Origin of the sequence: Bradyrhizobium sp. B025 (genome assembly GCF_042257955.1) — a bacterium.
In the GTDB taxonomy this organism is placed as follows: Bacteria; Pseudomonadota; Alphaproteobacteria; order Rhizobiales; family Xanthobacteraceae; genus Bradyrhizobium; species Bradyrhizobium diazoefficiens.
In genome coordinates this window covers 1,535,902-1,561,509 of sequence record NZ_CP170150.1, presented here as the reverse complement: position 1 = coordinate 1,561,509, position 25,608 = coordinate 1,535,902, and the positions used below count along the sequence as shown (strand labels likewise).

17 protein-coding genes and 2 pseudogenes are annotated in these 25,608 nt (G+C 59.5%); 6 read left to right on the top strand and 13 right to left on the bottom strand.

Annotated features, from left to right (window positions below; translation table 11 throughout):
- Window positions 1-781: 781 nt before the first annotated feature.
- The gene (locus ACE10W_RS07150) at window positions 782-1,066 is read left to right on the top strand and encodes a hypothetical protein (protein ID WP_018648303.1); all 285 of its coding nucleotides are present in this window, start codon (window positions 782-784) and stop codon (window positions 1,064-1,066) included.
- A gap of 168 nt (window positions 1,067-1,234) precedes the next feature.
- Window positions 1,235-2,364 (top strand): IS3-like element ISRj2 family transposase gene (locus tag ACE10W_RS07145; RefSeq protein WP_109866565.1). Its coding sequence is split into 2 segments (ribosomal slippage): window positions 1,235-1,487 and window positions 1,487-2,364, totalling 1,131 coding nucleotides; the frame shifts between segments, so codons are not numbered across the junction.
- A gap of 264 nt (window positions 2,365-2,628) precedes the next feature.
- Here the strand turns inward: ACE10W_RS07145 and ACE10W_RS07140 are convergent.
- The 3 genes from ACE10W_RS07140 to ACE10W_RS07130 are packed head-to-tail and all read right to left on the bottom strand — an operon-like array spanning window position 2,629 to window position 4,457.
- Complete coding sequence (locus tag ACE10W_RS07140; protein ID WP_011084910.1) at window positions 2,629-3,753, bottom strand: DUF3800 domain-containing protein; 1,125 nt, start codon at window positions 3,751-3,753, stop codon at window positions 2,629-2,631.
- A 12-nt stretch (window positions 3,754-3,765) separates the two neighbouring features.
- Window positions 3,766-4,086 carry a helix-turn-helix domain-containing protein gene (locus ACE10W_RS07135; RefSeq protein ID WP_011084909.1) on the bottom strand — a complete coding sequence of 107 codons (321 nt, stop codon included), beginning with the start codon at window positions 4,084-4,086 and terminating at the stop codon, window positions 3,766-3,768.
- Window positions 4,083-4,457 (bottom strand): type II toxin-antitoxin system RelE/ParE family toxin, encoded by a 375-nt coding sequence (locus tag ACE10W_RS07130; protein ID WP_035668596.1) that lies wholly within the window; start codon window positions 4,455-4,457, stop codon window positions 4,083-4,085. The genes ACE10W_RS07135 and ACE10W_RS07130 overlap by 4 nt, the downstream gene beginning before the upstream one ends.
- A gap of 235 nt (window positions 4,458-4,692) precedes the next feature.
- Here ACE10W_RS07130 and ACE10W_RS07125 point away from each other — a divergent pair, with 235 nt between their 5' ends.
- Entirely contained in the window at window positions 4,693-5,112 is a 420-nt protein-coding gene (locus tag ACE10W_RS07125; RefSeq protein WP_223153697.1) for a hypothetical protein, read from the top strand.
- A 447-nt stretch (window positions 5,113-5,559) separates the two neighbouring features.
- Here the strand turns inward: ACE10W_RS07125 and ACE10W_RS07120 are convergent, their stop codons facing one another.
- Window positions 5,560-5,826: a DUF3551 domain-containing protein gene (locus tag ACE10W_RS07120; RefSeq protein ID WP_018648598.1), complete on the bottom strand. Its 267-nt coding sequence runs from the start codon at window positions 5,824-5,826 to the stop codon at window positions 5,560-5,562.
- Window positions 5,827-5,920: 94 nt separating this feature from the next.
- Here ACE10W_RS07120 and ACE10W_RS07115 point away from each other — a divergent pair.
- Both ACE10W_RS07115 and ACE10W_RS07110 read left to right on the top strand, forming a co-directional pair.
- Window positions 5,921-7,238 (top strand): annotated as a pseudogene (locus tag ACE10W_RS07115) (IS256 family transposase).
- Window positions 7,239-7,766: 528 nt separating this feature from the next.
- Window positions 7,767-8,450: a helix-turn-helix domain-containing protein gene (locus ACE10W_RS07110; RefSeq protein WP_026312933.1), complete on the top strand. Its 684-nt coding sequence runs from the start codon at window positions 7,767-7,769 to the stop codon at window positions 8,448-8,450.
- Between the two features lie 1,623 nt (window positions 8,451-10,073).
- On the opposite strand, the gene ACE10W_RS07105 is transcribed toward ACE10W_RS07110, so the two are convergent.
- The 5 genes and pseudogenes from ACE10W_RS07105 to ACE10W_RS07085 all read right to left on the bottom strand — a co-directional run bounded on the left by ACE10W_RS07105 (window position 10,074) and on the right by ACE10W_RS07085 (window position 21,430).
- Entirely contained in the window at window positions 10,074-10,496 is a 423-nt protein-coding gene (locus ACE10W_RS07105; protein WP_157789304.1) for a hypothetical protein, read from the bottom strand.
- The gene (locus ACE10W_RS07100) at window positions 10,486-14,511 is read right to left on the bottom strand and encodes an amino acid adenylation domain-containing protein (RefSeq protein WP_250637787.1); all 4,026 of its coding nucleotides are present in this window, start codon (window positions 14,509-14,511) and stop codon (window positions 10,486-10,488) included. The genes ACE10W_RS07105 and ACE10W_RS07100 overlap by 11 nt, the downstream gene beginning before the upstream one ends.
- Window positions 14,508-19,460, bottom strand: a complete 4,953-nt coding sequence (locus ACE10W_RS07095) for a non-ribosomal peptide synthetase (protein ID WP_275451533.1) — start codon at window positions 19,458-19,460, stop codon at window positions 14,508-14,510. The genes ACE10W_RS07100 and ACE10W_RS07095 overlap by 4 nt, the downstream gene beginning before the upstream one ends.
- Before the next feature lie 571 nt (window positions 19,461-20,031).
- Window positions 20,032-20,419: pseudogene (locus ACE10W_RS07090) on the bottom strand (ectoine synthase).
- A gap of 732 nt (window positions 20,420-21,151) precedes the next feature.
- Complete coding sequence (locus ACE10W_RS07085) at window positions 21,152-21,430, bottom strand: hypothetical protein (RefSeq protein WP_018648581.1); 279 nt, start codon at window positions 21,428-21,430, stop codon at window positions 21,152-21,154.
- A gap of 396 nt (window positions 21,431-21,826) precedes the next feature.
- On the opposite strand from ACE10W_RS07085, the gene ACE10W_RS07080 reads away from it, so the two are divergent.
- Complete coding sequence (locus ACE10W_RS07080; protein ID WP_014497760.1) at window positions 21,827-22,030, top strand: hypothetical protein; 204 nt, start codon at window positions 21,827-21,829, stop codon at window positions 22,028-22,030.
- 345 nt (window positions 22,031-22,375) lie between these two features.
- On the opposite strand, the gene ACE10W_RS07075 is transcribed toward ACE10W_RS07080, so the two are convergent.
- The 4 genes from ACE10W_RS07075 to panB all read right to left on the bottom strand — a co-directional run bounded on the left by ACE10W_RS07075 (window position 22,376) and on the right by panB (window position 25,350).
- Entirely contained in the window at window positions 22,376-22,576 is a 201-nt protein-coding gene (locus ACE10W_RS07075; RefSeq protein WP_014497761.1) for a hypothetical protein, read from the bottom strand.
- A gap of 668 nt (window positions 22,577-23,244) precedes the next feature.
- Window positions 23,245-23,604: a hypothetical protein gene (locus tag ACE10W_RS07070; protein ID WP_011084898.1), complete on the bottom strand. Its 360-nt coding sequence runs from the start codon at window positions 23,602-23,604 to the stop codon at window positions 23,245-23,247.
- Window positions 23,605-23,616: 12 nt separating this feature from the next.
- Window positions 23,617-24,468, bottom strand: coding sequence for a pantoate--beta-alanine ligase (gene panC / locus ACE10W_RS07065; protein ID WP_011084897.1), 852 nt, complete (start codon window positions 24,466-24,468; stop codon window positions 23,617-23,619).
- Window positions 24,469-24,471: 3 nt separating this feature from the next.
- Window positions 24,472-25,350: a 3-methyl-2-oxobutanoate hydroxymethyltransferase gene (panB, locus tag ACE10W_RS07060; protein WP_026312929.1), complete on the bottom strand. Its 879-nt coding sequence runs from the start codon at window positions 25,348-25,350 to the stop codon at window positions 24,472-24,474.
- Window positions 25,351-25,608: the final 258 nt, after the last annotated feature.

Here is a 25,608-nt window from a genome sequence, read left to right as displayed (position 1 = left end):
CGTCATCATCTATGGGTAGCGAGTGGCTCCCGTTTGAACTCACGCGACTTCGAAAAGGTTACCGCAGCATCCGCTTCATCGAATATTGAACAAATCCCTAGTTCGATCAATTGCTAGCAGTGGTAGTTGACCGCGGCGAAAGCGTTGTATTTCGCTGAGCGTTTGCTCTTGCGTCCGCTGCCCGATGAATAGGAATCTGTTCGAATGCACGGTCACTGACACCGAAGCGATAAGAGGTCCCCTAAGAGCTGCCCGTTCCTCGCCGCAAAACGTCGATAGAACGGCAGCGTCCGGAGAACGCCGGCCGAGGTTCGGGCCATTGACGGGGGCGGTCTTCGCAGCCGCGGCGTTCGATGCCTTCGCCGGTATGAGGGAACATCTGCGCGCCACAGCACGCCTCCTTCGCTTCGACCGGGTTGTTTGTACGCTTGAAGACGAGGACTGTGTAGCAGACGCCATCCCGGATGTCGGCAAGAGACCACGGCTTCTCGCCCGCTTTGTAATAGACACCAGTCGTGAGATTCCACGCGACGGTGCGTCATCCTGCATCTTGCGGGAAAGCTCGCCCTTGCTGTTGAGGTATTCGCGCGGGGCAATGGCGGTCTGCGCACGAGCTGGGTGATCGCCTCGCAGCCAAGTAGCCTGGCCCTGAGCTGGTTGTGGAAATGGTTTTCGAGCAAGTGCTTCTCCGCGGCCACATTGGCGTCGTCGAAGAAGACGCCTTGGCGCTGTACCGCTATTTGGAGAAGAAGCCTATATCGCCCTGCGGTGCCAGGATCTGATGTTCGGTAATCCATCCGAGTATCTGGCGAAGACGGCGGAAGTGCTTTCGATCCAGCTCAAGCCCGATCTTGTCGCGACCGACGTTGAAATGAAGGCTTCGCGTGATTTTCTGACCCACAACGGCGGCCTGATCAATCAGCTCTACCTCGACGAGGCCGGCCGCAAGCTCGGGGCAAAATCAATGAAGAACTCGATATCTACGAAGAGTTTTCGCGGACGTAGTCAGGAACGCCAAAATGTTATCCGGCGCTATCCAAGAGAGACCGAGCAGAAATATCGATGAAGACCCAACTCACAGAGTGTCGCCGGATCGGTAGTGTTCTTTCCGTACGCGGACAATGTGACCTAGCTTACTCGCGATATAGAGCTGGCCCCGCAAATTCGGACAGTAGCTTGAGTGGATTTTCTGCCTGACAGCGGCGAGGATTCTTGCTGCGAATCAGGAGCGAAGATGACGAAGAAGAGCCGCCGGACGCATTCTCCGGCATTCAAGGCGAAGGTTGCTTTGGCTGCGGTCAAAGGAGACAAGACACTGGCGGAGCTGGCGCAACTGTTTGATGTTCATCCGAACCAGATCACGATCTGGAAAAACCAGCTCCTGGAAGGCGCCGCCGGCGTGTTTGGGCATGACAAGACATCGGCCGAGACGCCGGTCGATTTGAAGGCGTTGCATGCCAAGATCGGCGAGCTGGCGTTGGAAAACGATTTTTTGTCCGGCGCGCTCACCAAGGCGGGCCTGCTGAGCGCAAAGCGATGATCGACCGCGGTCATGATCTTTCTATCGTGCGCCAGGCGAAGGTCCTGAAGCTGGCTCGCAGCACGGTCTACTATGAACCTCGGCCAGTTTCGGCCGAGGACCTTGCCTTGATGCGTCGGCTCGATGAGCTGCATCTCGATTATCCCTTCGCGGGAGCGCGTATGCTGCGATCGTTGCTGCGGCGGGAGGGGGTATACGCCGGTCGCCGCCACATCGCGACGCTGATGAAGCGCATGGGGATCGAGGCGGTCTATCGTCGCCCGAACACGAGCAAGCCGGCTCCGGGTCACAAGATCTACCCGTACCTGTTGCGCGGATTGAAGATCGAGCGGCCCGACCATGCGTGGGCAATGGACATCACCTACATTCCGATGCGGCGTGGCTTCGTCTATCTCGCGGCGGTCGTCGATGTGTTCAGCCGACGGGTCCTGGCCCATCGCGTCTCGATCACAATGGAGGCGGCCTTCTGCGTCGAAGCGGTCCAGGAGGCGTTGGCGAAGCACGGCAGGCCCGCGATTTTCAACACGGACCAGGGCAGCCAGTTCACCAGCCTCGAGTTCACCGATGTGCTGCTGGACGCGAAGATCGCCATCAGCATGGATGGCAAGGGCGCCTGGCGCGACAACGTGTTTGTCGAGCGGCTCTGGCGCACGGTCAAATACGAAGAAGTTTATCTCCGCGCCTACGACAGCGTGTCCGAGGCGCGAGCGTCAATTGCCAAGTATCTGGCCTTCTACAATCAGGGACGCCCTCACTCGAGCCTTGACGGGCGCACGCCCGACGAGGCTTACTTCGGCACGCAAGCTATGGTGATGGCCGCATGACCGTCGCCGACGATTTTGTCGTCGCTCTGGTCGGGCTACGCCCTCCCGACGCAACGACAAAATCGTAAAGCCCCGCGTTCAGCATAACCCGGCAGGAATCCACTTAAATCCAGCGGGGCGCTGTCCAAACAACCGGGGCCAGCTCTGACGCTATAGATCTTGCAATTGCTTCAAAGGCAAGATCACCATCTAAATACTCCCGACGTTCAGCTGAGAAGTTCGAAGTATCCCACCCTCGCGAATGCCGATTATTGATCGCCTCGTTCATGCAACGTGAGCCCCATCTGGAAAGCGAAGAAACAGATCAAGCTTATCTATGTCGTGCACACTGGCGACATGATGAAGGAACGTGACATTGGCTGCATGCGAAGCTGAGATGAGGTCCGACAAGAGTTTTGCGTTCTCCAGGCTCGTCCCGGCCAGAGCCTCTCGATCCGCAGCGACGTCCTCATGACCCGTGTTCGTAAAGTAGGTGTGCATCTTTCCTAAGACGCCCACAATAACGTCTGAGATCTGAAGCCCTAGCTCGGCTTTGGAATCCGCAAATCGGAAGTTCGCAACCGGTTTCCCCTGGCTGGTCAGAGGTGTTTCCAGCAGGCGGTCGTGGATGACCTTCTCCATGTCGAAGATGTGGGTCGAATTCTTGAAGATCGCGATACGTCCCTGGTAAAAGGTACTGAACTCATCGATGAGCAGGTTCGGGTAATAACCTTCAATGAACTCCAGACTCTCCAGCGCCCGTCCGGCCTGCAGTACACCTTTCAACATCATTGCATTGAAATGCCGGAGGACATCACTGTTACGTTCGAGAATCTCAATGAGCCTGTCGAGGAAGGGTCTCCGCCCCTCGGGTGATAACCCCGGATAGCCGAAATCGTGAAATAGCTGGATGGTTGCGGCCAGTTCGCAGCGCAGCACTGCGACGAGGTCGCTTTTCAGCAAGACGTGGTATTGCAAGAGCATCGGATTGCCAAGTTCAGGCACGATCGAATCGATGATATCTGCAACTGACCAGTAGAATGGATCCAGCTCGTGATAGTGGATCATCAACCCGTTATCGATAAGCCATCGAAGGAACGTGGTCAGCTTTCGGGAGCGAAGAACGTCAAGAAAGTTACCCTTGGCGACATGCTCCAGTTTGATTTCCGGAGCCGTCTTCTGGATACGCATCGCTTCTCGAAGCGATTGAATCTCAATCGGTCGCGGTGCTCCTTCATGCACAATGCCGCCGAGGACGAATACCTTCAGCTCAGCAACGTTCAAACGTCCATCGTCAATATACAACTTGCGGATATTGTTGGTCTCATCGTGATAAAACGTATAGACGCCGTCGGCCTTGGTCAAACCATGTAGCTGGATTTCAGCATCCCGAAGTTCGTCAATATCCATCCATTCCCACTCTTAGGCCGCAGCTCGCGAGGATGCGCGACGAACGGGCTTATGACGGATAACGACGTCCACACGATAATTAAGCCGATCTAGGCATCGAACAATCCTGTCGATCGAGAACTTCCCTACGCGGCCGGTCACTAGGGCAGATACATCAGGCTGTTTAAGGCCTAGCAGTTCGGCAGCCTTTGTCTGAGTCAACTTGCGACGTTTGATGATCGCACGAAGCTCACGAATAAGTTTGGCTTTGAGGAGTTCTTCCTCAGGATTGGCAAAGCCAAGGTCAGCGAAAATATTATCGCTGCCTGCGGTTGCTTTAATTGCCTTACTCATTTCTTGCCTCCTTTTCCGTAGTTCTCTTGGTAATGAGCCTCGGCTGCCTTCAACCGGGCCTGAATTACCAAGATGTCGTGCTCCGGAGTCTCAATCCCCTTCTTCGACTTCTTTTGGAAGGCATGAAGGACATAGATAACGCCAGCGAAGCGTACGGTGTAGACGGCACGGAACGTATCGCCATCTTCATCGTCGATGACCTCCAGTACACTCCGGCCACCAAAGCCCTTTAAGGCCTTGGCACGAGGATGCTCGTCGCCGTTTTGTGCATCATTGATCGCAAACCCCATGACGCGGCGAACCTCGTCCGGGAAAGCTCGTAGATCGTCCTTTGACGATCCGATCCAAACTACGGGCTTCTGTGTGGTCATTCGCCCTTCTCTTATAGCACTACTGCTATAATTTTGCAAGGGTTTCCTGACGGGCTTATAAATGGCGAATTTCCGCCACTGCCCGTCGACGACCTCTCCGATCCTGTCCATCAACGTCGCTAGGCGTACTTTTGATGGCCTCGATCTTGGGTTGAAGCTATGGTGATCGCCACTGGGGAGGGGGCAATATCCTCATAAATCGAACCGGAACGAATGGTCTAGCTGTGGCGACTGATTGATCGGGGCGCTTTGGGCGCGTCAAAGTGATCAGCGAGGACCGGTCCTCTTTGCTGAAGCCAGCCAGCCAGCAAGCAATATTTTGAGGCTGGAGCTCCTGAGATCAGATGCCACCCAAGCTGCCTGCATTGGCAACACGCTCCCGGAAGGCGCCGCGCGTCAGTCAGGATCTACTCAGGCGCTTTACATGGTAGATCAGATCAATCGACGTATGTCTTGCGATCTTCGGTCCTACCACGCGAATGCGCTTGGCATTACTGGTCCGCAAATGATGATCTTGATGGCTCTGACGGAGCTGGAAGAAGATGGTGTTCCCGTCAATGCTGTCGCGAAGCTGATGAGAGTCGAGTCGGGTTTCATCACCAAGCAATCGAGGGAGCTTGAGGTAAGCAGTTCGTGCGCCGGAAATCCGACATGAATGATGCCAGGTACGTCCTTTTGTCGCTCACGGGCATCGCTCGCAAGATCCTTACGAGCAGCAGAAAGAGGTTGAGCAGTTCGTCTTTGATTATGTCAGCATTCAGGAGTTCGCCAAACTGGCCGCCTGTTTGAATGGACTCAGGTCTCGGTTGGAGAAGGCTCGGCTGCACGCCGCGCTGAACTCTGAGACAGATTGAGACAGTACTGGGAAGAGCGCGGGCCTTCTGCTATCTTCCGAGAGATCTGAGCCAGAAGATCCGTTTCGAATAGTGTCGCCCCGCCCCAGGAGCGGATATCGCCGTCCAGATGCAAGGATGGCACCGGGCGCAGTCGAACGAACGGACCAATCAGCCGATTCAGCGGCTGGGGTCGAGCGAACCGCGACACGAGTCTGAACGGTCCGTCCGTCATCCAACGCTGCTTGGCTGACCTGACGACGTTCGCCTCAGCGCAATTGCCTTCCCTGTCGCTCGAAGGCGTACATCGGATTGATACCGCAATAAGCGTAGGTGCCGGATGCGGTAGCCATGCACTGACTGTAGGTCGAGAACTGGCAGTTGCCCGGATATCCCCAGGCTCGGCCCTGCAGGCAATAAACGTCTTGGCGAGCCGGTGGGGTGTACGAATGAACCCGTGAAGCAGCGGTCAAATCTGATCCAAAGCTGACGAGGATAGGAAGTGCTAGGATTCCGGTAGCGAGAAGGTAAGGCATGAGATCTCTTGCCTCCTTAATTCGCTGAAGGATAGAGCATCCGTATTAGAGCTATGCGGGAAACTGGGTGATGACGGAATGAGATAGGCGGCGTATCGAGGCGGGTGTCGAGCCTGCCAGAACCTCAAGGAGAGCGATACGCCATGAACGAGCATAGCAACATTGTCCCACTGCGTCAGCCCGATGAGATCGACGATCCACTGACGAATATTTTGCGATCTGGTGCTCGGCAGCTGCTTGCGCAGGCTGTCGAGATGGAAGCCGAGGCGTTTCTCGCCGCGATGAAGGGCTTGAAGCTTCCCGATGGCCGCGACCGCCTCGTGCGGCACGGCCATGGTCCAGTGCGGACGATCCAGACGGGGATCGGCGCCGTCGAAGTCGCCCGGGTAAAGATTCGCGATCGCGCGGTGACCAGCGATGGCGAGCGGATCCGCTTCACCTCGGCGATCCTGCCGTTGTGGGCACGGCGCACGAAGAGCTTGGATGCACTTTTGCCGGTTCTGTACCTGCGAGGCATCTCGACGGGCGACTTCCAGGAGGCGCTGGCGGCGCTCCTGGGCAAGGATGCGCCGAATCTTTCTCCGGGGGTGGTTTCCAGACTGACGACGGAGTGGCAGCTCGAGTACGAGCGTTGGCAGAAGCGCGATCTGTCGGCGCGCCGGTACGTATACGTGTGGGCGGACGGCGTCTTCCTGCAGGCTCGCATGGAAGACCACAGCGAATGCATGCTGGTGCTGATCGGCGCGACGCCGGAAGGCAAGAAGGAACTCATCGGCTTCCAGGTCGGCGTGCGCGAGAGCACGCAGAGCTGGCACGAACTGCTCGTCGAGGCGAAAACCCGTGGGCTGAAGATCGCCCCGGAAATCGCCGTCGGTGACGGCGCGCTCGGCTTCTGGAAGGCGCTCGACGAGGTCTTTCCCGCCACGCGACATCAGCGGTGCTGGGTGCACAAAACCGCGAATATCTTGAACAAAGTCGCAGTGTCGGTACAGGCCAGCATGAAGAAGGATCTGCGCGAGGTCTATTTGGCGTCCAACCGAGCTTCGGCCGAAGTGGCGATCGATGTCTTTGCCGAGAAATACGGAGCGAAGTACGACAAGGCGGTCGAGTGCCTGACGAAAGATCGCGACGCAATGCTTGCGTTCTACGAATTCCCCGCCGAGCATTGGGACCACTTGCGGACGGCGAATCCCATCGAAAGCGTGTTCGCGACGGTCCGGCACAGAACGGTGCGCACGAAAGGTTCGTTATCGTCAACGACTGCCAAGTTGATGGTGTTCAAGCTGCTCTGCGCCGCATCAAAGACCTGGCGGCGGCTGAAAGGCACAAATCAGTTGCCGAAGGTCATCGCAGGTGTCAGATTCGAAAACGGCATCGAGGTCATCCAAGTGCCGGAAAACCACGCCGCCTGATCGCCTCGTCACCCAAAATCCCGCATAGCTCTCCGTATTAGAGGTTTGATCTTAGTCAATTGCCGGTGTCGGGTCCAGTTGGACCATCGTCAGCGAGACAATCACCCGTGGCAGAGCCTCGACGGGGGCTCTTGAGCAGACGTTGGATATCAGGGTGGGCTTAAGAGGGCCGGAGCCGATTATCCGCACCCGTCCTTGGTCTTGGACACACTCGCTCGCGATCCGAAGCCGCCTTTCAAAGATACTCCGCAGTGAAACGCATCTTTTAAGCGCGACTTGTCGCCTTCGCGCAGCAGAACACTCGTATGGCACTCAATCCATGATCGCTTCGTTCGCTCCGACGCGCGTTGCGGGCCCCCCTCGACCGGATGACAACACATTGCGTCACCTCAACTGCTGCGCGCGCACTGCGTCACAATGACACGACTTCTCCTCTTCATGGCCGCTTGTTACAATGACATCCATAGATTGCGCCGGATCAATTCGCGAGGCTCCCCTTCGTATATTCTGGTTCAGGAGTGTCGGACCATGTTCGTGAGCATCACCACAGACCATAGATCCCTAATCAATTCGCTCAGTGAGCTCGGCATATCGAGCGGCTCGAATCCGATCGTCAGCTTGAGTGAATTCACTTACAAGAAAGGTAAAACCATCTACATCGAGAGTGAGCCAGCCGAGTACGTCTACCAGGTCAGGAAAGGCGCGGTACGGACCTGCAAATTACTCTCCGATGGGCGGCGCCAGATTGGCGCATTTCATTTGCCGGGTGATATTTTTGGACTCGAGAACGGCGGAGTCCACCGATTTAGGGCGGAAGCGATCATCCAAACCGCTGTTCGCCTGATCAGGCGGCAACACCTTGAGACGGTCGCCGAGAATGACGCGGTTGTCTGGCGCACCTTGCTCAGCTTGACGACGAATAACTTGCAACACGCCGAAGACCATATGCTGCTGCTCGGACGTAAAACTGCTCTGGAGCGCGTTGCCGCGTTCTTGCACGAGATGGATGAACGACTCACGGCTGCTGACGTGATCTCGCTCCCAATGTCTCGGCGCGACATCGCCGATTACCTTGGTTTGACCGTCGAAACCGTTTCGCGTGCAGTGTCGCAATTGCACACTGATGGTGTCCTCGATTTCATCGGCAATACCCAACGCGAGATCGTGATTCTGGACCGGCAGCGGCTCGCGAGCCTTGACCTGCAAAGCTAACATGCGGACGGCGTGAAAAGCTTCGGTCGCGGTTAGGATCGCCCGCAGCAACTACCGCACTTTCAGGAAAATTGATCTCACCTCCGAGGCGCAACCAATCAGCTATCGAGTGCTATTTCCCGAACGCTGCGATGTACCTTCGGGCGGCGCCGGTAAACACCGCCGGATCATACAGGCCCTTGAGCCAACGCCGGTGACGACGGCAAACCATTGCAATAGACTCGACCGCCGTTTCGATCTCGAATGGAATGCATTCGGGTTTCACGCGCGCCGCAACGTCTCAAAGGCGAAATCACCCAGAAGGTCGGCACGCCTGTTCATTTGTACAGCATAAACGCCGGTACGTTTTCGTGTCCGAAGCTCATTCGAAACAACACGACGAACGTCTAAGCATGCGCTTTTGGCCGGACGGGCCGTGCCCAATTAATCCTCCATCAAGGCCACTTCCGGGAAAATACGGGGGCTTGCCTTCGATTTACAATTTGCAACTTGCCCGATCGCTCCGGCTTCGCTTGAATGTCCTCATGCGGGGCTGGACTGTGATCGTGCTTCTGGGCCTTACAGCCATAGGAGCTTATTCCGTCGGCCGTCAGGACGGGCGACCCTCTACTTCTGCGCCTGCAATGGTAGCGCAGCTAACCAGCCCCCCAGCAAGTCCGCTCGCGCTAACGGCGGTGCCGGGCAGCCCTTCGCAGCCGCAAGCTTCCAAGACTGCTCCGCCCGGCCCGCGTGGCGCCACCGCAATACCCAAGACACTGCAAGATCCCGCCCCACAGCAAACCGACACAAAACGCAAGATCGAAGTTGCGCTGACCGCCGCGGCCATCGCCGCGATCCTGATTAAGGCCAGCCGGGATCAATATCACGCAACCGGCAGACCCTGCGCCTGCCCGGATGACACGATGCGCAATGGCCGGGCATGCGGCAGCAGAAGCGCCTATTCGCGGCCGGGCGGCGCGGCACCGCTGTGCTACCTGGGTGATGTTACGACAGCAATGATAGACGAGTATCGAAAAAAGATAACTCGATAGTTGTTGTGGGGCGGGGCTGGTTCAGTTCAGCGATTTCTTCACTGGGGGGTTGCGCTCCTCGCCTTAGCCGTTGCGGCGACGACACTAGCAGGATGCATCACAACATCCATACAAAAGGTATGCAGGCCGGGACCTTCCCTCCGAACCGGTCAATCGGATAGCCGCTTACGTCGCGGGCCCCCGCTCTAGTTTCTAGCATTCAGGCGACTATCTCAGAGGAAGGAAGAAAGCCGGCGTCGTTGCTGAAGATGGGTTGGTGTTGTTTCCACCAATGCGGACGTACACCATGCAGAAATTCGTCAGGGGCTTGCGACCAACAACATTGATGGCGTGCTAGTCCTGAACGTCGGTGACACTGCGGTCCAGCAGCAGTATGCTGGACCGATCTTGAGTGGCCCGTATTCAGGTCCCTCCACCACGAACGGGACTATCAACACATTCGGGCACGTGTCGTCGTCAGCGTCGCTGAATGGAACATCGTCGGGTACGATTACCCGCAACATCTACTCCCGGTCTGTCTTGTGGGATGGATATTTGGGGCTAGTCTAGAAACGAAACTTCGAACCTGAGCCTTCGGAGAAATTCTTTGAGCCTATTCAAGAGTGCCGATTAGGGCCGTTGAAATAGCATGAGCGAGAACTTGGCGGTTTTCTGGGTTGCTCACCATTGTCGCGTGGTTGCCTGGAACAGGTACCGCATGAATGGCCCCCGCATCGACGACCAGGTCCCAGCCAAGCTTTGGCAGGTTTGCATCGCGACCAGATTGCTTGTCAGGCGGTACCCAACGACTAAGAGGCTCACTGGCATAAAACTGGTATATTTCAATTGGGAGCGACGGAATGCGATACGATTGTAGCGCCCGTTGAAATGCCGCGGCCCTTTGATACATCGAGACGTCACTGTGAAGATCGTGATCTGGAGCTAACGCTCCTGTTTGCTGCGCCTTTTCGAGCAACTCAGAGATGGAACATTGTTCCGTGTCGCGTTCTAAAACCTCGCGATATTCATCGCGCAAGGTTCCACAACGATCCAAAACAAACTCTCGCGCCAAATTCTTCAGTGATGCGTTCGAAGAAGCCCCAGGTAGACACACCAAGGAGCTCGGCCCAGATCTGCGCCAGCGCCGTCTCGACCTCACCTTGCGGTAACTGGTAGGCCGCCAGCGCATAGGCCTGATCGGACGGCGCCGGCAGTGCGTTCCGATCGAGCTTGCCGTTCACCGTCAGCGGAAGCGCGGCCAGCCGCACGAACGCACTCGGCACCATGTAGTCCGGCAGTCGCGCACTTAAGTGCGCGCGCAAGGCGCCCGCAAGCGCGCCTCCACCGCCCTCATCCGAGCCGGCCTCGGGCGCGCAGACCACATAGGCGATCAGATGCTTGTGGCCGCCGCCGTTCTGGCGCGCCAGCACCACCGCCTCGCGCACCCAGGCGTGCTCGCAAAGCCGCGCGACGATCTCACCCGGCTCGATGCGGTAGCCGCGAATCTTCACCTGATCGTCGTTGCGGCCCAGGAACTCAAGATTGCCGTCCGGCAGATAACGGGCAAGGTCGCCGGTCCGGTACAGCCGATCGCCCTCGACAAAGGGACTGGCGATGAACCGCTCGGCGGTCAGCTCAGGGCGGTTCAGGTAGCCCCGTGCCACCCCCGCCCCGCCAATGTAAAGCTCGCCCACCGCACCGAACGGCACGGGCGCGCCATGGCCATCCAGCAGGTACACCCGCGTGTTGGCAATTGGGCGCCCGATCGGGACCACCGACCCATTGAAATCAGCCGGGCAAGTCCAGATCGTCGCGCAGACTGTTGCCTCGGTCGGGCCATAAGCATTGACCATTGATGCTGGGGCCAGACTTCGGATGAGTTCAGGCTTAGGCAGCTCTCCGGCAAGAATGAGAACTTGCGCAGCCAAACGTTCCGGATCCTTGCTCGTCTGAAGCAACGCTGGGGGTAGTGTCGCGTGGGTGATGGCTTCGCTTCGGAGATAATCCGATAGCTTGTTCCTCGCTTGACGGATCTCTTCCGCAGGCAAGTGCAAAGCCGCTCCGGAGCCAAACGCCATAAGAAGCTCCCAAGCGCTTGCATCAAAAGCGATGGAGGCGAACTGCACGACTCGGCTGTTGGAAGAAGCGCCAAAGAGGCCGACCTGAGCCGACAGCAGATTGACCAACCCCCGATGCTGGACCATGACCCCCTTTGGGGTTCCGGTTGAGCCTGAGGTGTAGATCACATAAGCGAGATGGCCGGATGTGAGGCCAAGCGTGTGCCGGTCTGGGTTCGAAGCCGGCCGTTCGGCCCAGGCGGGCGTGGCCGTCTCCAGATCAATGACCGTCACCTCGGTCAGCACTTCGGGGCCGAGTGCTGCGCGACCGACGACGTCGCATAGCAGCAGCCGCGGCGCGGCATCGTTGACAACCTGACGCAGCCGCTCGCTGGGATAGGCTGGGTCCAGCGGCAGATAGGCACCGCCCGCCTTCAGGATCGCCAAGATGCCAACCATCATCATCAGGCTGCGTTCGAGGCAGATTGCCACCGGCTGGTCCGGCTTGACCCCAAGCTCGATCAGAAGATGCGCCAGCCGGTTGGCCCGCGCGTTGAGCTCGCCATAGCTCAGCCGCTCGTTTTCGCAGACCAGCGCCACCGCCTCCGGCGCCTTTTGCACCTGCGCCTCGAACAGCTCATGGACGCACTGCTCTGTTGGATAGGCCTCTTCCGTCCGGTTCAGATCCTCCAGCAGATAGGTGCGCTCCTCAGCCGGCAAGATGTCGAGCTCGCGTACCGGCGTATCCGGGGCATGCTCCAGCGCCTCTGCCAGCTGCTCGAGCGACCGCTGCATGTAGCCGCAGATCCGATCCGCCGAGATTGGCTCCGCCACCTGCACAGTGAGGCCCAGCGCCTCGCCAAAATCCTCAACCGACAGGGTCAGCGGATAGTTAGTGCGTTCCTCCCCGCCCAGCCATTCCATACCCGACAAGACATCATCCGTCCCGGAGCCGGGCACAGCCGGCGCCTTGTTGTGACGATAGTTCAACAGCGTGCTGAACAGCGGCGCCGACGCCGCAATAGCGCTGCAGCGCTGCGCCAGCGCCAGCGAGGCATGCTCATGTGTCAGCAGCTCGGCCAGCCGGGCGTGCGTGGTCCGCACGCTCGCCTCGACGGCGGTCCCATCAAGATCAAGCCGCAGCGGCAGGGTGTTGATGAACAGTCCCATGGCGCGGTCGGCGCCGGCGCTGCCCTGCAGGCGGCCCAGCAGCACCGTGCCGAACACCACCTGCTCGCGGCCGCTGCTGCGCGCCACCACCTGCCCCCACGCCAGATGGCACAGGCTCGCCAGACTCACGCCCAGCCGCCGCGCCTGTTCCGCCAGCCGCGCATGGAGCGCTGGCGGCAGCATCCGATACGCCTCACGAACCCCGCCGCCGTCGCCGCGCACCTCGCTCAAGTTGAAGGGCGTGGTCGGCTCGTCGATGCCGGCCAGCAGCTCCCGGAAGAACGCTTCATCCGCCTTGGCATCACCGCGTAGATGCGCCTGCGCCACCAGATTGCGGAATGGCTGCGGCGCCGTCAGCTCATGCTCGCGCCCCTCCAGCTTGGCCCGGACTTCAGCATGCATCACGTCCCGGGTTGCGTGATCCCCGATCAGATGATGCTGCAGCTCCAGCAACAGCCAGCGCGCGCTGCCGGGCTCGCGCGCAATCACAAACCGCAGCAGTGGCGCCCGGCCGAGCTCGATGCGGTGCCGGCGCGGATCAAACCGGTTCCTGAGCTGCTCAGCGCCAGCGCCATCAGCGCCATCCAGCTGGACCTCGATCACCTCCAGTCGCGCCTTCCGCCACACCACCTGGACCGGCCGCGACAACCCCTCCCAGACAAACGAGGTACGCAGGATGTCATGCCGATCTACCACCCGCTGGATCGCGGCAAGATAGCGCGCGAGCAGCCCACGCTCGGCAAACGCCATCTGCGACACCAGGAGGTATGGATCGCCCTTTGCCGCTAGCAAATGATGGAACAGGATGCCGTCCTGCAGCGGCGACAGACCGTAAATGTCCTGGATGTTGCAGCCGGGTACCGTGGCGATGATCCGGTCGATCTCGTCCTGCGCGAGCTCGATCAGCGGCAACATCTCCGGCGTTATCGCCACGCTCCGCTCGGTGATCAGGTTGGCCGGGACTGCCACCTCGTGATGGCGGCCCAGGCGTGCGGCCAGATCCGCGAGCACTGGCTTGACGAACAAGGTGCGCACCTCGATGCGCAGTGACCGCCGCCGCAGATGCTCCATCATCTGCACCGCCAAGAGCGAGTGCCCTCCCAGTTCGAAGAAGTTGTCGTGCCGTCCGACCCGCTCCAGCCCCAGCAGCTCGGCCCAGATCTGCGCCAGCACCGTCTCCATCTCGCCCTGAGGCGGCGCGTAGGTCCGCCGCGCATATGCCTCGTCGCCCGGGGCCGGTAGCGCTTTTCGATCGAGCTTGCCGTTCAGCGTCAGCGGAAGCGCCGCCAGCCGCACGAACGCACTCGGGACCATGTAGTCCGGCAGCCCCGCACTCACATGCGCCCGCAAACCGCCGGCAAGATCAGATTCCTCAGCTCCGGCGGCAACGACATACGCAACGAGCCGCTGCTCGCCGCCACCATCCTCGCGCGCCACCACCACCGCCTCGCGCACGGAGGCATGCTCGCAAAGCCGCGCCGCAATCTCGCCCGGTTCGATGCGGAAGCCGCGAATCTTTACCTGGTCGTCGTTGCGCCCTAAAAACTCCAGATTGCCGTCCGGCAGGTAGCGCGCCAGGTCGCCGGTCCGGTACAGCCGGTCGCCCTCGACAAAGGGACTGGGGATGAACCGCTCCGCGGTCAGCTCAGGGCGGTTCAGGTAGCCCCGCGCCACCCCCGCCCCGCCAATGCAGAGCTCGGCCACCGCACCGAACGGCACAGGCGCGCCATGACCATCCAGCAAGTAGACCCGCGTGTTGGCAATAGGGCGGCCAATCGGGACGATGGCCTCATCAAACTCAGCCGGGCAGCTCCAGGATGTCACGTCGATCGCGGCTTCAGTCGGACCGTAAAGATTGTGCAGGGCGTCCAGGGCAATACGCGCCGAACCCTATACACACTGGCGGCAGGGAGCGCCTCGCCGCTGCATAAAACCTGCCGCAGCGATGTGCAGCGGTCAACACTCTTCGCATCCAAAAAGCTGACCAGCATGGATGGCACGAAGTGAACCGTCGTGATGCGCTGGCTGACGATCAAGTCGACCAACGTATCGGGATCTCTGTGCGCACCGGGCGGCGCCAGTACCAGCGTTGCCCCTTCAAGCAAAGTCCAAAAGAACTCCCAGGCCGAGACATCGAAGCTAAATGGCGTCTTCTGCAACACGACGTCTGTTGGTTTCAGACCATAGGCGTCCTGCATCCAGATCAGGCGATTAACGATAGCCCGATGCTCATTCTGTGCCCCTTTTGGCCTGCCGGTGGATCCCGAGGTGTAGATCACATAGGCGAGATTGCGGGAGGTCAGGCTGAGCGCGCGCCGATCAGGATCCGCTTCCGGCAGGCTGGCCCAGGCCGGCGCCGCAGCATCGAGCTCCACCACGCTCACCTTGGCCGGCACATCCGCGCCGAAGGCGGCACGGCCGGCCACATCGGCCAGCAGCAGCGGCGGCGCCGCATCGTCGAGCACCTGATGCAGCCGCGCCGACGGATAGGCCGGATCCAGCGGCATATACGACCCGCCGGCCTCGAGGATCGCCAAAAGCCCCACCACCATCATCGGACTGCGCTCGACGCAGATCGCAACCGGCTGGTCCGGCCTGACCCCGAGGGCGATCAAGTGATGCGCCAGGCGGTTGGCCCGCACATTGAGCTCGGCATAGCTCAGTTGCTCATCTTCGCAGACCACCGCCACCGCATCCGGCGCCTTGTGCACCTGCACTTCAAACAGCTCGTGGATGCACCGCTCCGCAGGATACGGCGCCGCCGTCCGGTTCAGCTCCTCCAGCAGATACGTGCGCTCGGCAGTCGAGAGCAGCTCAATCCGGTGGACCTCTTGCTGCGCATCGGCTGCCATCGCCCGCAGCAGCGCCAGCAGATAACCACGCTGCCGCTCGATCGTCGCCTGATCAAACAGCGCCGTGGCATAACCCAGCGTTCCGGCGATCTCCTCGCCATGCTCGCCAAGGCTCAGCTCCAGATCGTACTTGGCCTGATCAATCTCCTCCCCGGCAGCTTCGACACTCAGCCCCGGCAGGTCCAATGGCCCAACCGCATTGTTCTCCCAGGCCAGCATCACCTGGAACAACGGTGTGTGATCAAGAGCCCGGGGCGGCTGCACGATCTCCACCACCTGCTCGAACGGCAGGTCCTGATGCTCCTGCGCAGCCAGCACCGTGCGCCGCGTCCGCTCCAGAAGCTCCGACACGCGCGGCTTGCCCGACAGGTCCAGCCGAAGCGCCAGAGTGTTGACGAAGAAGCCGATCAGCTCTTCGATCTCGCGGTGCCCCCGATTGGCGCTCGGCACGCCAATCACAAGATCGTCCTGCCCGGACAGACGCGACAGCACCGCCGCCCAGGCCGCCAGCACCGTCATGAACAACGTCGAGCCATGCTGCAGGCTCAGCCGCTTCAGCTCCCGCGTCAAATCCGCATCGACGGTGATCGGGACCGCGGCCGCGGCAAACGACTGCTGGGCAGGCCGCGCATGGTCCGTCGGCAAGACAAGACGGGCTGTGCCCGCCAGCGCGCTGCGCCAATACTGCGCCTGCTGCTGCAACCGTTCCCCCGACAGCCATTGGCGTTGCCAGGCGGCGTAATCCGGATATTGGATCGCAAGCGGCGGCAGAGGATCGTCCTGCCCGGCCTGGAATGCCCGGTAGAGCTGGCTAAGTTCACGCAGCAGCACGCCCATCGACCAACCGTCCGAGACGATGTGATGCTGGGTCAGCAGGAAGACGTGTTCCTCGTCGGCGGTGCGGATCAGCCGACCGCGGATCAGCGGACCGCGCGCAAGATCGAACGGCGTGCGCCCCTCTTCATGGCACAGATCCAAAAATGCCGCTTCCGCATCCGATCTCTCCCGCAGATCATGCTCAACTATTGGCAGACCCGCGTCCGGCGGCAAAACCTCAACCCGGGGCTTGCCCTGGGTCGCGACAAACACACTGCGCAGCGCCTCATGACGTGCAAACAGACGGTTAAGGCTGCGCTGCCAGGCGCTGCGGTCGAGCATCCCGCGCAATCGCAAGGCCAGCGGAATGTGATAGTTGGTGCTGCCTTCGTTCAGCTGAGCCAAAAACCATAGCCGCTGCTGCGCAAACGACAGCACAAGCGGCTCATGCCGCGACACGGCTGCAATCGACGGCAGCTCTTGCGGACCCGAGCAGCTCAACAGCTCGACGATGCTTGCCGCCAGGTCACTCAACACTGGCCTTGCGAACAGCGTCGACAGTGGCAGTTCGACCCCGACAGCCTGTGACAGCCGGCTCGACATCTGCACGGCCAAGAGCGAGTGGCCGCCCAGTTCGAAGAAGTGGTCGTTGCGCCCGATGCGCTCGACACCAAGGAGCTCGGCCCAGATCTGCGCCAGCGCCGTCTCGACCTCACCTTGCGGTAACTGGTAGGCCGCCAGCGCATAGGCCTGATCGGACGGCGCCGGCAGTGCGTTCCGATCGAGCTTGCCGTTCACCGTCAGCGGAAGCGCGGCCAGCCGCACGAACGCACTCGGCACCATGTAGTCCGGCAGTCGCGCACTTAAGTGCGCGCGCAAGGCGCCCGCAAGCGCGCCTCCACCGCCCTCATCCGAGCCGGCCTCGGGCGCGCAGACCACATAGGCGATCAGATGCTTGTGGCCGCCGCCGTTCTGGCGCGCCAGCACCACCGCCTCGCGCACCCAGGCGTGCTCGCAAAGCCGCGCGACGATCTCACCCGGCTCGATGCGGTAGCCGCGAATCTTCACCTGATCGTCGTTGCGGCCCAGGAACTCAAGATTGCCGTCCGGCAGATAACGGGCAAGGTCGCCGGTCCGGTACAGCCGATCGCCCTCGACAAAGGGACTGGCGATGAACCGCTCGGCGGTCAGCTCAGGGCGGTTCAGGTAGCCCCGTGCCACCCCCGCCCCGCCAATGTAAAGCTCGCCGACCGCACCGAACGGCACGGGCGCGCCATGGCCATCCAGCAGGTACACCCGCGTGTTGACGATTGGACGCCCGACGTGAGGCATCTGGGGCCAACATGACGGATCAGCTGCAAGGTGGTGCTCGGAAATGACGCTGATTTCCGTGGACCCATATTGATTGATCAATCTCGCGTTCGGATGTGCTTCGAAGAACGTCCTAAGCAGTGGAGTGGCCTGCAATCGCTCGCCGGCTGTATAAAGCTCTCTTAAAGAGGGCAGCTGCACGCGCTGCGCGCTCCAGACTTCCGCAAAATGATTCAATGCCACGAACGGGAGGAAAAGCCGCTCTATCGCCTCCCGCTCTATAAACTCCAGCAGGTCGGAGAAGTGCCTCCGGGTCTCTTCCCGCACGAGCACAAGCGCTCCGCCGTCCTTCCAACAGATGAACAATTCCTGACAGGACACATCGAAGTTCAGGGTCGCGAATTGAAGTGTGCGCAGTTTTGACGTGCCAATCCCCGCAAGCGAATTCACAAGCGCGCCATGGGACATTTCCACGCCCTTGGGGATTCCGGTTGAGCCGGAGGTATAGATGACATAGGCGAGATGGCGCGATGTGAGGCCAAGCGCGCCCGGGTCCGGGTTCGAAGGCGGCCGCTCGTCCCAAGTCGGGGTCGCCGTCTCCAGATCGACCACCGTCACACCGGCCACGGCTTCGGCACCCAATGCGGTTCGACCGGCGACATCGCAAAGCAGCAGTTTCGGTTCTGCATCGCCAACAATCTGCCGCAGCCGCGCCGACGGATAAGCCGGATCTAGCGGCAGATACGCGCCGCCCGCTTTCAGGATCGCCAAGAGACCAACTACCATCGCCAGGCTGCGTTCGAGGCAGATCGCCACCGGCTGGTCCGGCTTGACCCCGAGCTCGATCAAATGATGCGCCAGCCGGTTGGCCCGCGCATTGAGCTCGCCATAGCTCAGTCTCTCCTTCTCATAGACCACCGCCACCGCTTCCGGTGCCTTTTGCACCTGCGCCTCGAACAGCTCATGGATACATAGCTCAAACGGATAAGGCGCCGCCGTCCGATTCAAATCCTCAAGTAGATACGTGCGTTCGTCGGCGGCCAGAATGTCTATTCGGCCGACAGGCTGACCAGCATCGGCCATCACGCCGCGTAGCAAAGTTTGCAAATGCTGCGTCATGCGGTCGATCTGCTTCGGAGCTAATCGAGCGGCATCAAAATGCCAGCGGAACGTCCCATCCAGAGCGCAAACCTCAAAGGTCAGCAAATCGCCGCACAAGGCATGACCAGCTTTGCGGTTCGTCGTCAGAGCATCAGCGACGGGACAGCTCTCTGTCGTGATTGCAATGCCAATCGGCCAAGGCTGGCGCGCCCGTAGTGCCTCCACTCCTCGCAATGTCGGGTAGCGCGCGATAAGATCTCGGGCAAAGCTTGCGTGCGCCCTCAGCTGAGCGACTTCGGCCGCTACGGTTTTGCGCACTTCTTCAAAATCATGAGCAAGCTCAATGCGAACATCCATCGGCACGACGGAGGCCATCACGAGTTTGGAGCCAGTTTGCAATCGGTCCCATGCAGTCTTCCATCCCAGTTGAAACTCTTTTTGCCCCATGATCCGAGCGAGATAGATCAGCCAAGCTGCTACCAAATATTCCGAGCGATCTTGTGGGGAAATAGCCAAACCGCTTGGGCTAAACCATGAACTCGACTGCCATCGGGACGGCGCCGCAGCCACGGACGATGACACGAAAGGAGGATGCAATCTGCTAAACTGCTCGAGCCGCCGTCGCCAAAACTCCTCCCCACGCGCCCGCAGTTCATCCGCGGCAGATATGCTCTGCACCTGATCATCGCTCAAGATCGGAAGGCGTCTTCCTTGATTCACGCAAATCGCTCACATCGGTTCGGATCTGTTTTCGGGCTTTGGCTGGCCTGCATTGATGTGACGAAACCCTTCGCCAAAGCGGATCACTCAATCTTCCGCCAACGTTCCGCACCACCAAATATGGTGGCGGCGGTATCGCAGCTGCTACTCAAGCGCGTCAGCGTTTCTGGTAAGCGTTCTCATCGAACGACTTCTCCTCTATGGCGCCCTTTAGACGATTACGCATGTATCGGGCCAAAGGTGAAATCGAGTGCAATCAATGCGATAGCCACAGCGGTGCTGTGTCAGCTGTCCAACAGCGTCGCCAGACATCGTACAACTGAGCGCGCTATCAATCGCACAAGACCCCGCCCGCCGGGTATTCCGGACAAGAAAAAAAGGGACCTGGAATGCCAAAGTAAATTTGTCAGCTCAACCTAACCGCATCGCGTGGGCATTTCGTAAAAAGTCCGCGCGTGCGGTACGAGCCAGTGCTGGATCGCTCGAGTAAATGTTTCTCGCAATTAGCGGCAGTTCATATTGGATTGGCGTTTCTTCGCATCGCTCAATATGTGGAGCCTGCCGGGTCGTCCAGCTTGTGGCGCTCGGTTCCGGTGAGGGGCGGGTTGAAGATGCTAACGAGAATCATGTCCTTGTCCGGTCCCCCGCGCAGGAGATGCTTGTCATGCTTGTCAAGCACATACATGTCGCCCCGGCGAATAGGAAAGACATTGCCGTCCATGTCCTCGACCTCGCCCTCTCCACCGATGCAGAAGCAGGCTTCGAGATGATTCCGGTATTGCAGAAGAGAAACGGTGTTAGCGCGCACGATGGTGTGGCAGATGCTAAAACCCATGCCGTCCTTATCCGTCAGAAGGCGGTGGCTCGTACCATTGCCCCCAATCGACGAAGTGATCGGTTGCTTCAATGTCGTGCAGACTACGCACAATCATGGTGTTGCCCGATTCTGATTGATCCAAAAGCTGGAGGCCGTTGTTCTGCTCCGGAACGGCGCCTTCCCTGTCGCGCGGCCGACTGCGGTCTCCGTCGAAACAACCGACCGTCGGCCGCGGAGAACCTGGGCAGTAGTCCTACGGGATCGGCTACACGCAAAAGGCCTGCCATTTGCCCGACGGCGACTAGTAAAAATATCGGTACGAGGGTATTTCGCAGCCGATCGGCGCGTACCAACTTGATGTACCACGTCTCGGGCGGTACCGCCGCTTGCCTGTGTATTCACCAGAATGCTGCTGGAGATACTGCCGCCGACATAAACTGTCTCCACTCGCAGATTTGGCAAGTCGTTTCCTTCCTTGCTGTGCCTCTCGCCGCGAATACGGTTCCGCAGCGTTTCAGCCAGCAGAGCAAATCTCATGCCGTGGTCGCAGACCGATGAACGATGAAGTTGTGGCTGTCTCAGCTGGCTAGTGAGAACGATTTGGCTAGGCGTGTAGCCAATCTAACAAACTGCCGAGATATGGCCGAGTACAAACAAGTCCTGAGCGAGAACCGGTCGAACAGTGGTGCTTTTTAATCCGCTGGTGAAGAGGTCCCGGATTGAAGTCAGTGATGCTGCTCGAAAGTGTTTGGCGATCGGACTCGACAAAGCCCGCCGCGATCAGAACCCGCAAATTAGGTACAGCCCGCGGTACAGAGCGGTTTTTGAGGATGCGCAGCTGGGAGGGTCAGCCGTGGGGTCCCACCGCGCCTCGGATCAGGCCGCCCGGAACGCGCGCGTCGTTCGCGGCTCCGCGACTAGTTTGCCGGCATGTCCGCCCCTTCCGGAGGCTAAACGCGAGCGGGAAGGTCTCGGCTGAAAGCAACTCCAGCGCGGTCTGCTCTTCGGTGAGGCGTTTTTCGATGAACTGACGTTCGACATCCGACAGGTTCGACTTCAGCAGGCGACGATAGCGGTGGATGTTTGTGCGGTGAGCACGAATGCGGGCCAAATATTCATCGAGCATCCTGGACGCTCCTGAGGTCGTCGCAATCTCTACGAAGAGATATTCAGGCGAGCATGTCGTCGATCAACGCGCCACCCGCCATCGCATCTCGGAAGCCGTTCGGCGGGCAGATAAGGACAATGGCAGTTCGTGACAACACTCCTTCCGCTAGCGTAGCATTTCCATCGCCACGACCCGCAGCGTTCTTGGCTCACCATACGCCGTCTTTCTGCTCGGCTAGTCGCTCAAACAGAGCTGGGCGCTTGGAAGGCGCAAGGAATAGTCGGTCACGCTCCCGGCGCCGGACGCTTGTCGCTAACAAGCTCGCCCGTCAGTATTCTCTTCCGAGGAGCTGAACATCGTTTGCCGATGTGCTATACGCATCTTCGTTGAGAACAGCTTTGTTTGAGAGTTTCGATGTCTCTTTCGATTGGACTGATTGTCGACGGCTATGTGAAACTAAACAACCGCAGCGCGCTGGAGAACCTTCTGGCGCATCGGCGGGAGTTGCTGCAGCAGTTGAACTGCGTTACCGGCATTGATCCGAAGCCAGCGATCGCTCAGGTCAGTCAAGACATCACAGTGATCGAAAGGGCACTTGCGGCGCTCACACAGGAGTAAACAGCAACGGCGCACCGGCTCGCGTGAGTTGACGGCGCTCCGGCGCCGAACACTGACTTCGCCCCCGTTTCCGGACGAAGGTTATTGGAGCGTCGCCTCACCGGCATCGTGGCGCGCAAGGGTGCGTGCGCCAAGGCTTGGATGCGGCGTCTGCTGTGCGAGCTGCTCTCTCGTTTCAAGGATCGGCCGGGCACCGAGCAGCGCGCCAACCGATTCACATCAGATAACGCCGCGTCTTGGATGACGTTAGGCCACCATCGATTTGCGACCACGATACACTCTGCGAGCTGGATCTTCAGCACTGTGACTTGGAAATTCACCTCAATGACAAGCCATGTCCTAGATCTATCGCCACATCGTTGGTGCTCTGGAAAGAGCTTCCTGACCGATCTGTTTAAGCAGATCGGGGCGCGTCTCACCTCTGGTGGCGGCCTCCAGGATTCTGGAGGCAACGTAGGCGCGGACGCCGGCGTCATACGGTGGGACGCTCACGCAAACCTCATCCAGGATCGTGCGCAGAAGCGTGATCGTGCCAACGTCCAGCATTGAGAGATCTCCCTCATACCATCGGGGAAGATAATGGGCATTTGCTGGACCGCAACTCAAGTACATCGGATCGCATGAGCCTCCGCGACTGCCGGTCGGCCGATTTCCAGCGCGGTGCAATGTCCAGCACCTCTGCGATCGCTGATCCATTGCGGCAGCTCGCTTGATCGGCCTGCGTTTGTCTTCTCGTCGGCCGTCTGGGCCTAGCAGACAAGCTTGCTAGAGCTCAGAGGCCAATGTGAGCTCCCTGCGATCATGCTCTGCGATGATGTACAGCATGCTCGGCCATCTATTGCGCGCCGGACTGACTGGGCGGCTGCCGCAGGCCAATGCTCGCACGGTGCTAGCTCGTTGCCGAGCCTCATCAGGTTCAATTGCGGCCAGAGGATTTGCCGTTTATCGCGCCTGCTGCGCTTCGGCATACCTGCCCCGATGGAGTTGGTAGAAATAGCTTGCCACTGCTCCGATGTCGTTTCACAAGACGGCACCTATCGGCTCCAAACCCGAGCGCCTGGCATCCTACACTGTAGAGGGACATCGCGACCAATTCTTGCGGTGAAGCATATCTTTGCGTCAAAAACCAGCGCCCGCCCGACGTCTGGCGACGAAATCGGGCCAGGATCCGGCGCCCGCGCTTCACTGCCCCCTTGACTCGCCCCTGGCCGCTCTTAGGGAGCTTCGGCTTTTTGCAGCTTGACGAGGTCGTCTGCGCCATCGTGAAGTAATTTCATGGTCATGGGCGCGTGGTTGTTGATCCATAATCGCACGTATTGGCAGCACACGATTTTGAGCGAATCTCCTTTGGCGATGCCCGCTTGCAGGCGGATGATCTCGGCAGCGTGGAGCGGCCCCGCCTCGCTCCACCCCGTCAGCGGCAGAGCCAATCTCCAACCGACATCATGAGCTCGAGCGTGGGGGAGTTGTTCAGCACGCAAAGGGCAGTTCCGGATCGTCTTCGAGAGTTCTTCCAGGATGTTGAGGATTTCAGGGCCAGCCCATCCGGTTCGACTGCTCCTGAGCGCAATCACTTGCGGATCTCGCTACGATGGCGACCAGGACAGGACTACATTGTCGATCAACCGCGTGGAGCCGACGTACGCTGCGACACAGAGCACCGCCGGATAGCGCAGAGGGCTGTCAGCAATCCTTAGAGTCCCAGGGTCGACAAGCTCAAGGTACTGTAGTCGATCGACCCTTTCCAAATGCCTTCTTGCAAGCGCAATCAGCGTTGCGGCGTCGCGTTCCCCTGAGGCAAACTCATGCGCTGCGGCGAACAAGCCACGGCTGATCGCCAAGCTCCGATCACGTTCTTCCGGGCAGAGATAACGGTTGCGACTGCTCATTGCCAGCCCATCTGGCTCCCGCACGGTTGGCACAGTGACAATCTCGATCGGAAGATTCAGATCAACCGTCATGCGGCGTATTACCGCGCATTGCTGAAAATCCTTCTGTCCAAAGTACGCGACGTCCGGCTGCACCATGTTGAATAGCTTGCAGACGACGGTCGCTACACCACGAAAATGTCCAGGCCTGAAAGCTCCGCAGAGCGGCTTTGCGAGTTCGCCCGGCTCGACAAAGCTCTCAAATTGAGCCGGATAGATCTCCTCTGCACTTGGCGCGAAGATGATGGAGACCCCGGCACTGCCGCATAACGCTTCATCGCGCGCGAAGTCGCGGGGGTACCTGCTGAGATCCTCATTTGGGCCGAACTGAGTGGGGTTGACGAAGATGCTAACGACAGTGACGTCGCAGTGTTCCCGGCTGGCCGAGATCAAGGCCAGGTGGCCGTCGTGCAAGTATCCCATCGTCGGAACGAATCCGATGCGCTTTTCGGCATTGCGAACGTCTGCAAGGGCGCGACGCAGCTCAGCCACCTTCGTAATTACTTTCATTTCTTACCTTGAGGTTGAACTGGAGGGCACCCAGTTGGCGACGGCATGCCGAAGCTGATCAGGAAGCCGATAGCACTCCTCTGAGCCCGGGAACGCCCCTTTGCGGATATCGGCAGCCCAGCGCGACAGCGCCTCCTGGAACAACTGGAATCCATTTGTATAGGCACGAACGAATTTGGGGCGATGGCCTTCGGTTAGCCCCAAGACATCATGAAACACGAGCACTTGGCCCGAGCAATCGGGTCCTGCTCCGATCCCGATGGTGGGTATCGTGAGAGATTCGGTCGCTCGCGCCGCGAGCTCGGCAGGAATGCCCTCCAGGACAAGCGCGAAGCAACCGGCTTCCTGCAGACGGTGCGCGTCATCGAGCAACCGCAAGGCGGTATCTGTTGTCCTTCCCTGCACTTTGAATCCACCCATGACGTTGACGCTCTGCGGGGTCAGACCGAGATGTCCCATCACAGGAATGTCGCAATCGACCAAGGCGCGTACCATCTCGATGCGTTTGGCACCACCCTCGAGTTTCACAGCATCGGCGCCACGCTGTAAAAAACCTCCTGCATTGCGAATCGTATCCTCAGAACCGACATGAAAGCTGAGAAAGGGCATGTCGGCCACAAGCAAGGCATGAGGCCTCGTGCGCGCAACAGCCTCCAGGTGATGATTCATCATGGCCACGCTGACGGGCAGCGTGTTGTCGAATCCCAGGCAGACGTTTCCAACGCTATCGCCGACCAGGATGATATCGACAATGGGATCCGCGATGCGCGCCGCAACCGCATCGTAGGCGGTGGTCATCACGACACGCCGTCCTTTATCCTTCCACTGCTGCAGTGCCGGAATCGTGACACGCTCTAGAGGCTGCTCTGAACTGTGGCTCATATTGAATCCGCTCCGCACACACCGTCGGCGCTTCCTAGAGAACGCGGGAGAAACCTGTCAATGGCATGGAGGATGGAGATCCCAGTTGTCTAGAACTGGGGAACAGCGCAAAAACAGTCCAATGGTCGCGCAACCATGAGACAAGACCTTCCTCATCCATTTCACCACCCGATGGCTCGTCTTCACGTGCAGTTTCAGCGGCTATGCCAGCCGCGCCCTCAATCGAGGAGCGGCGCTCGCGACGAGCCACCATCTGCA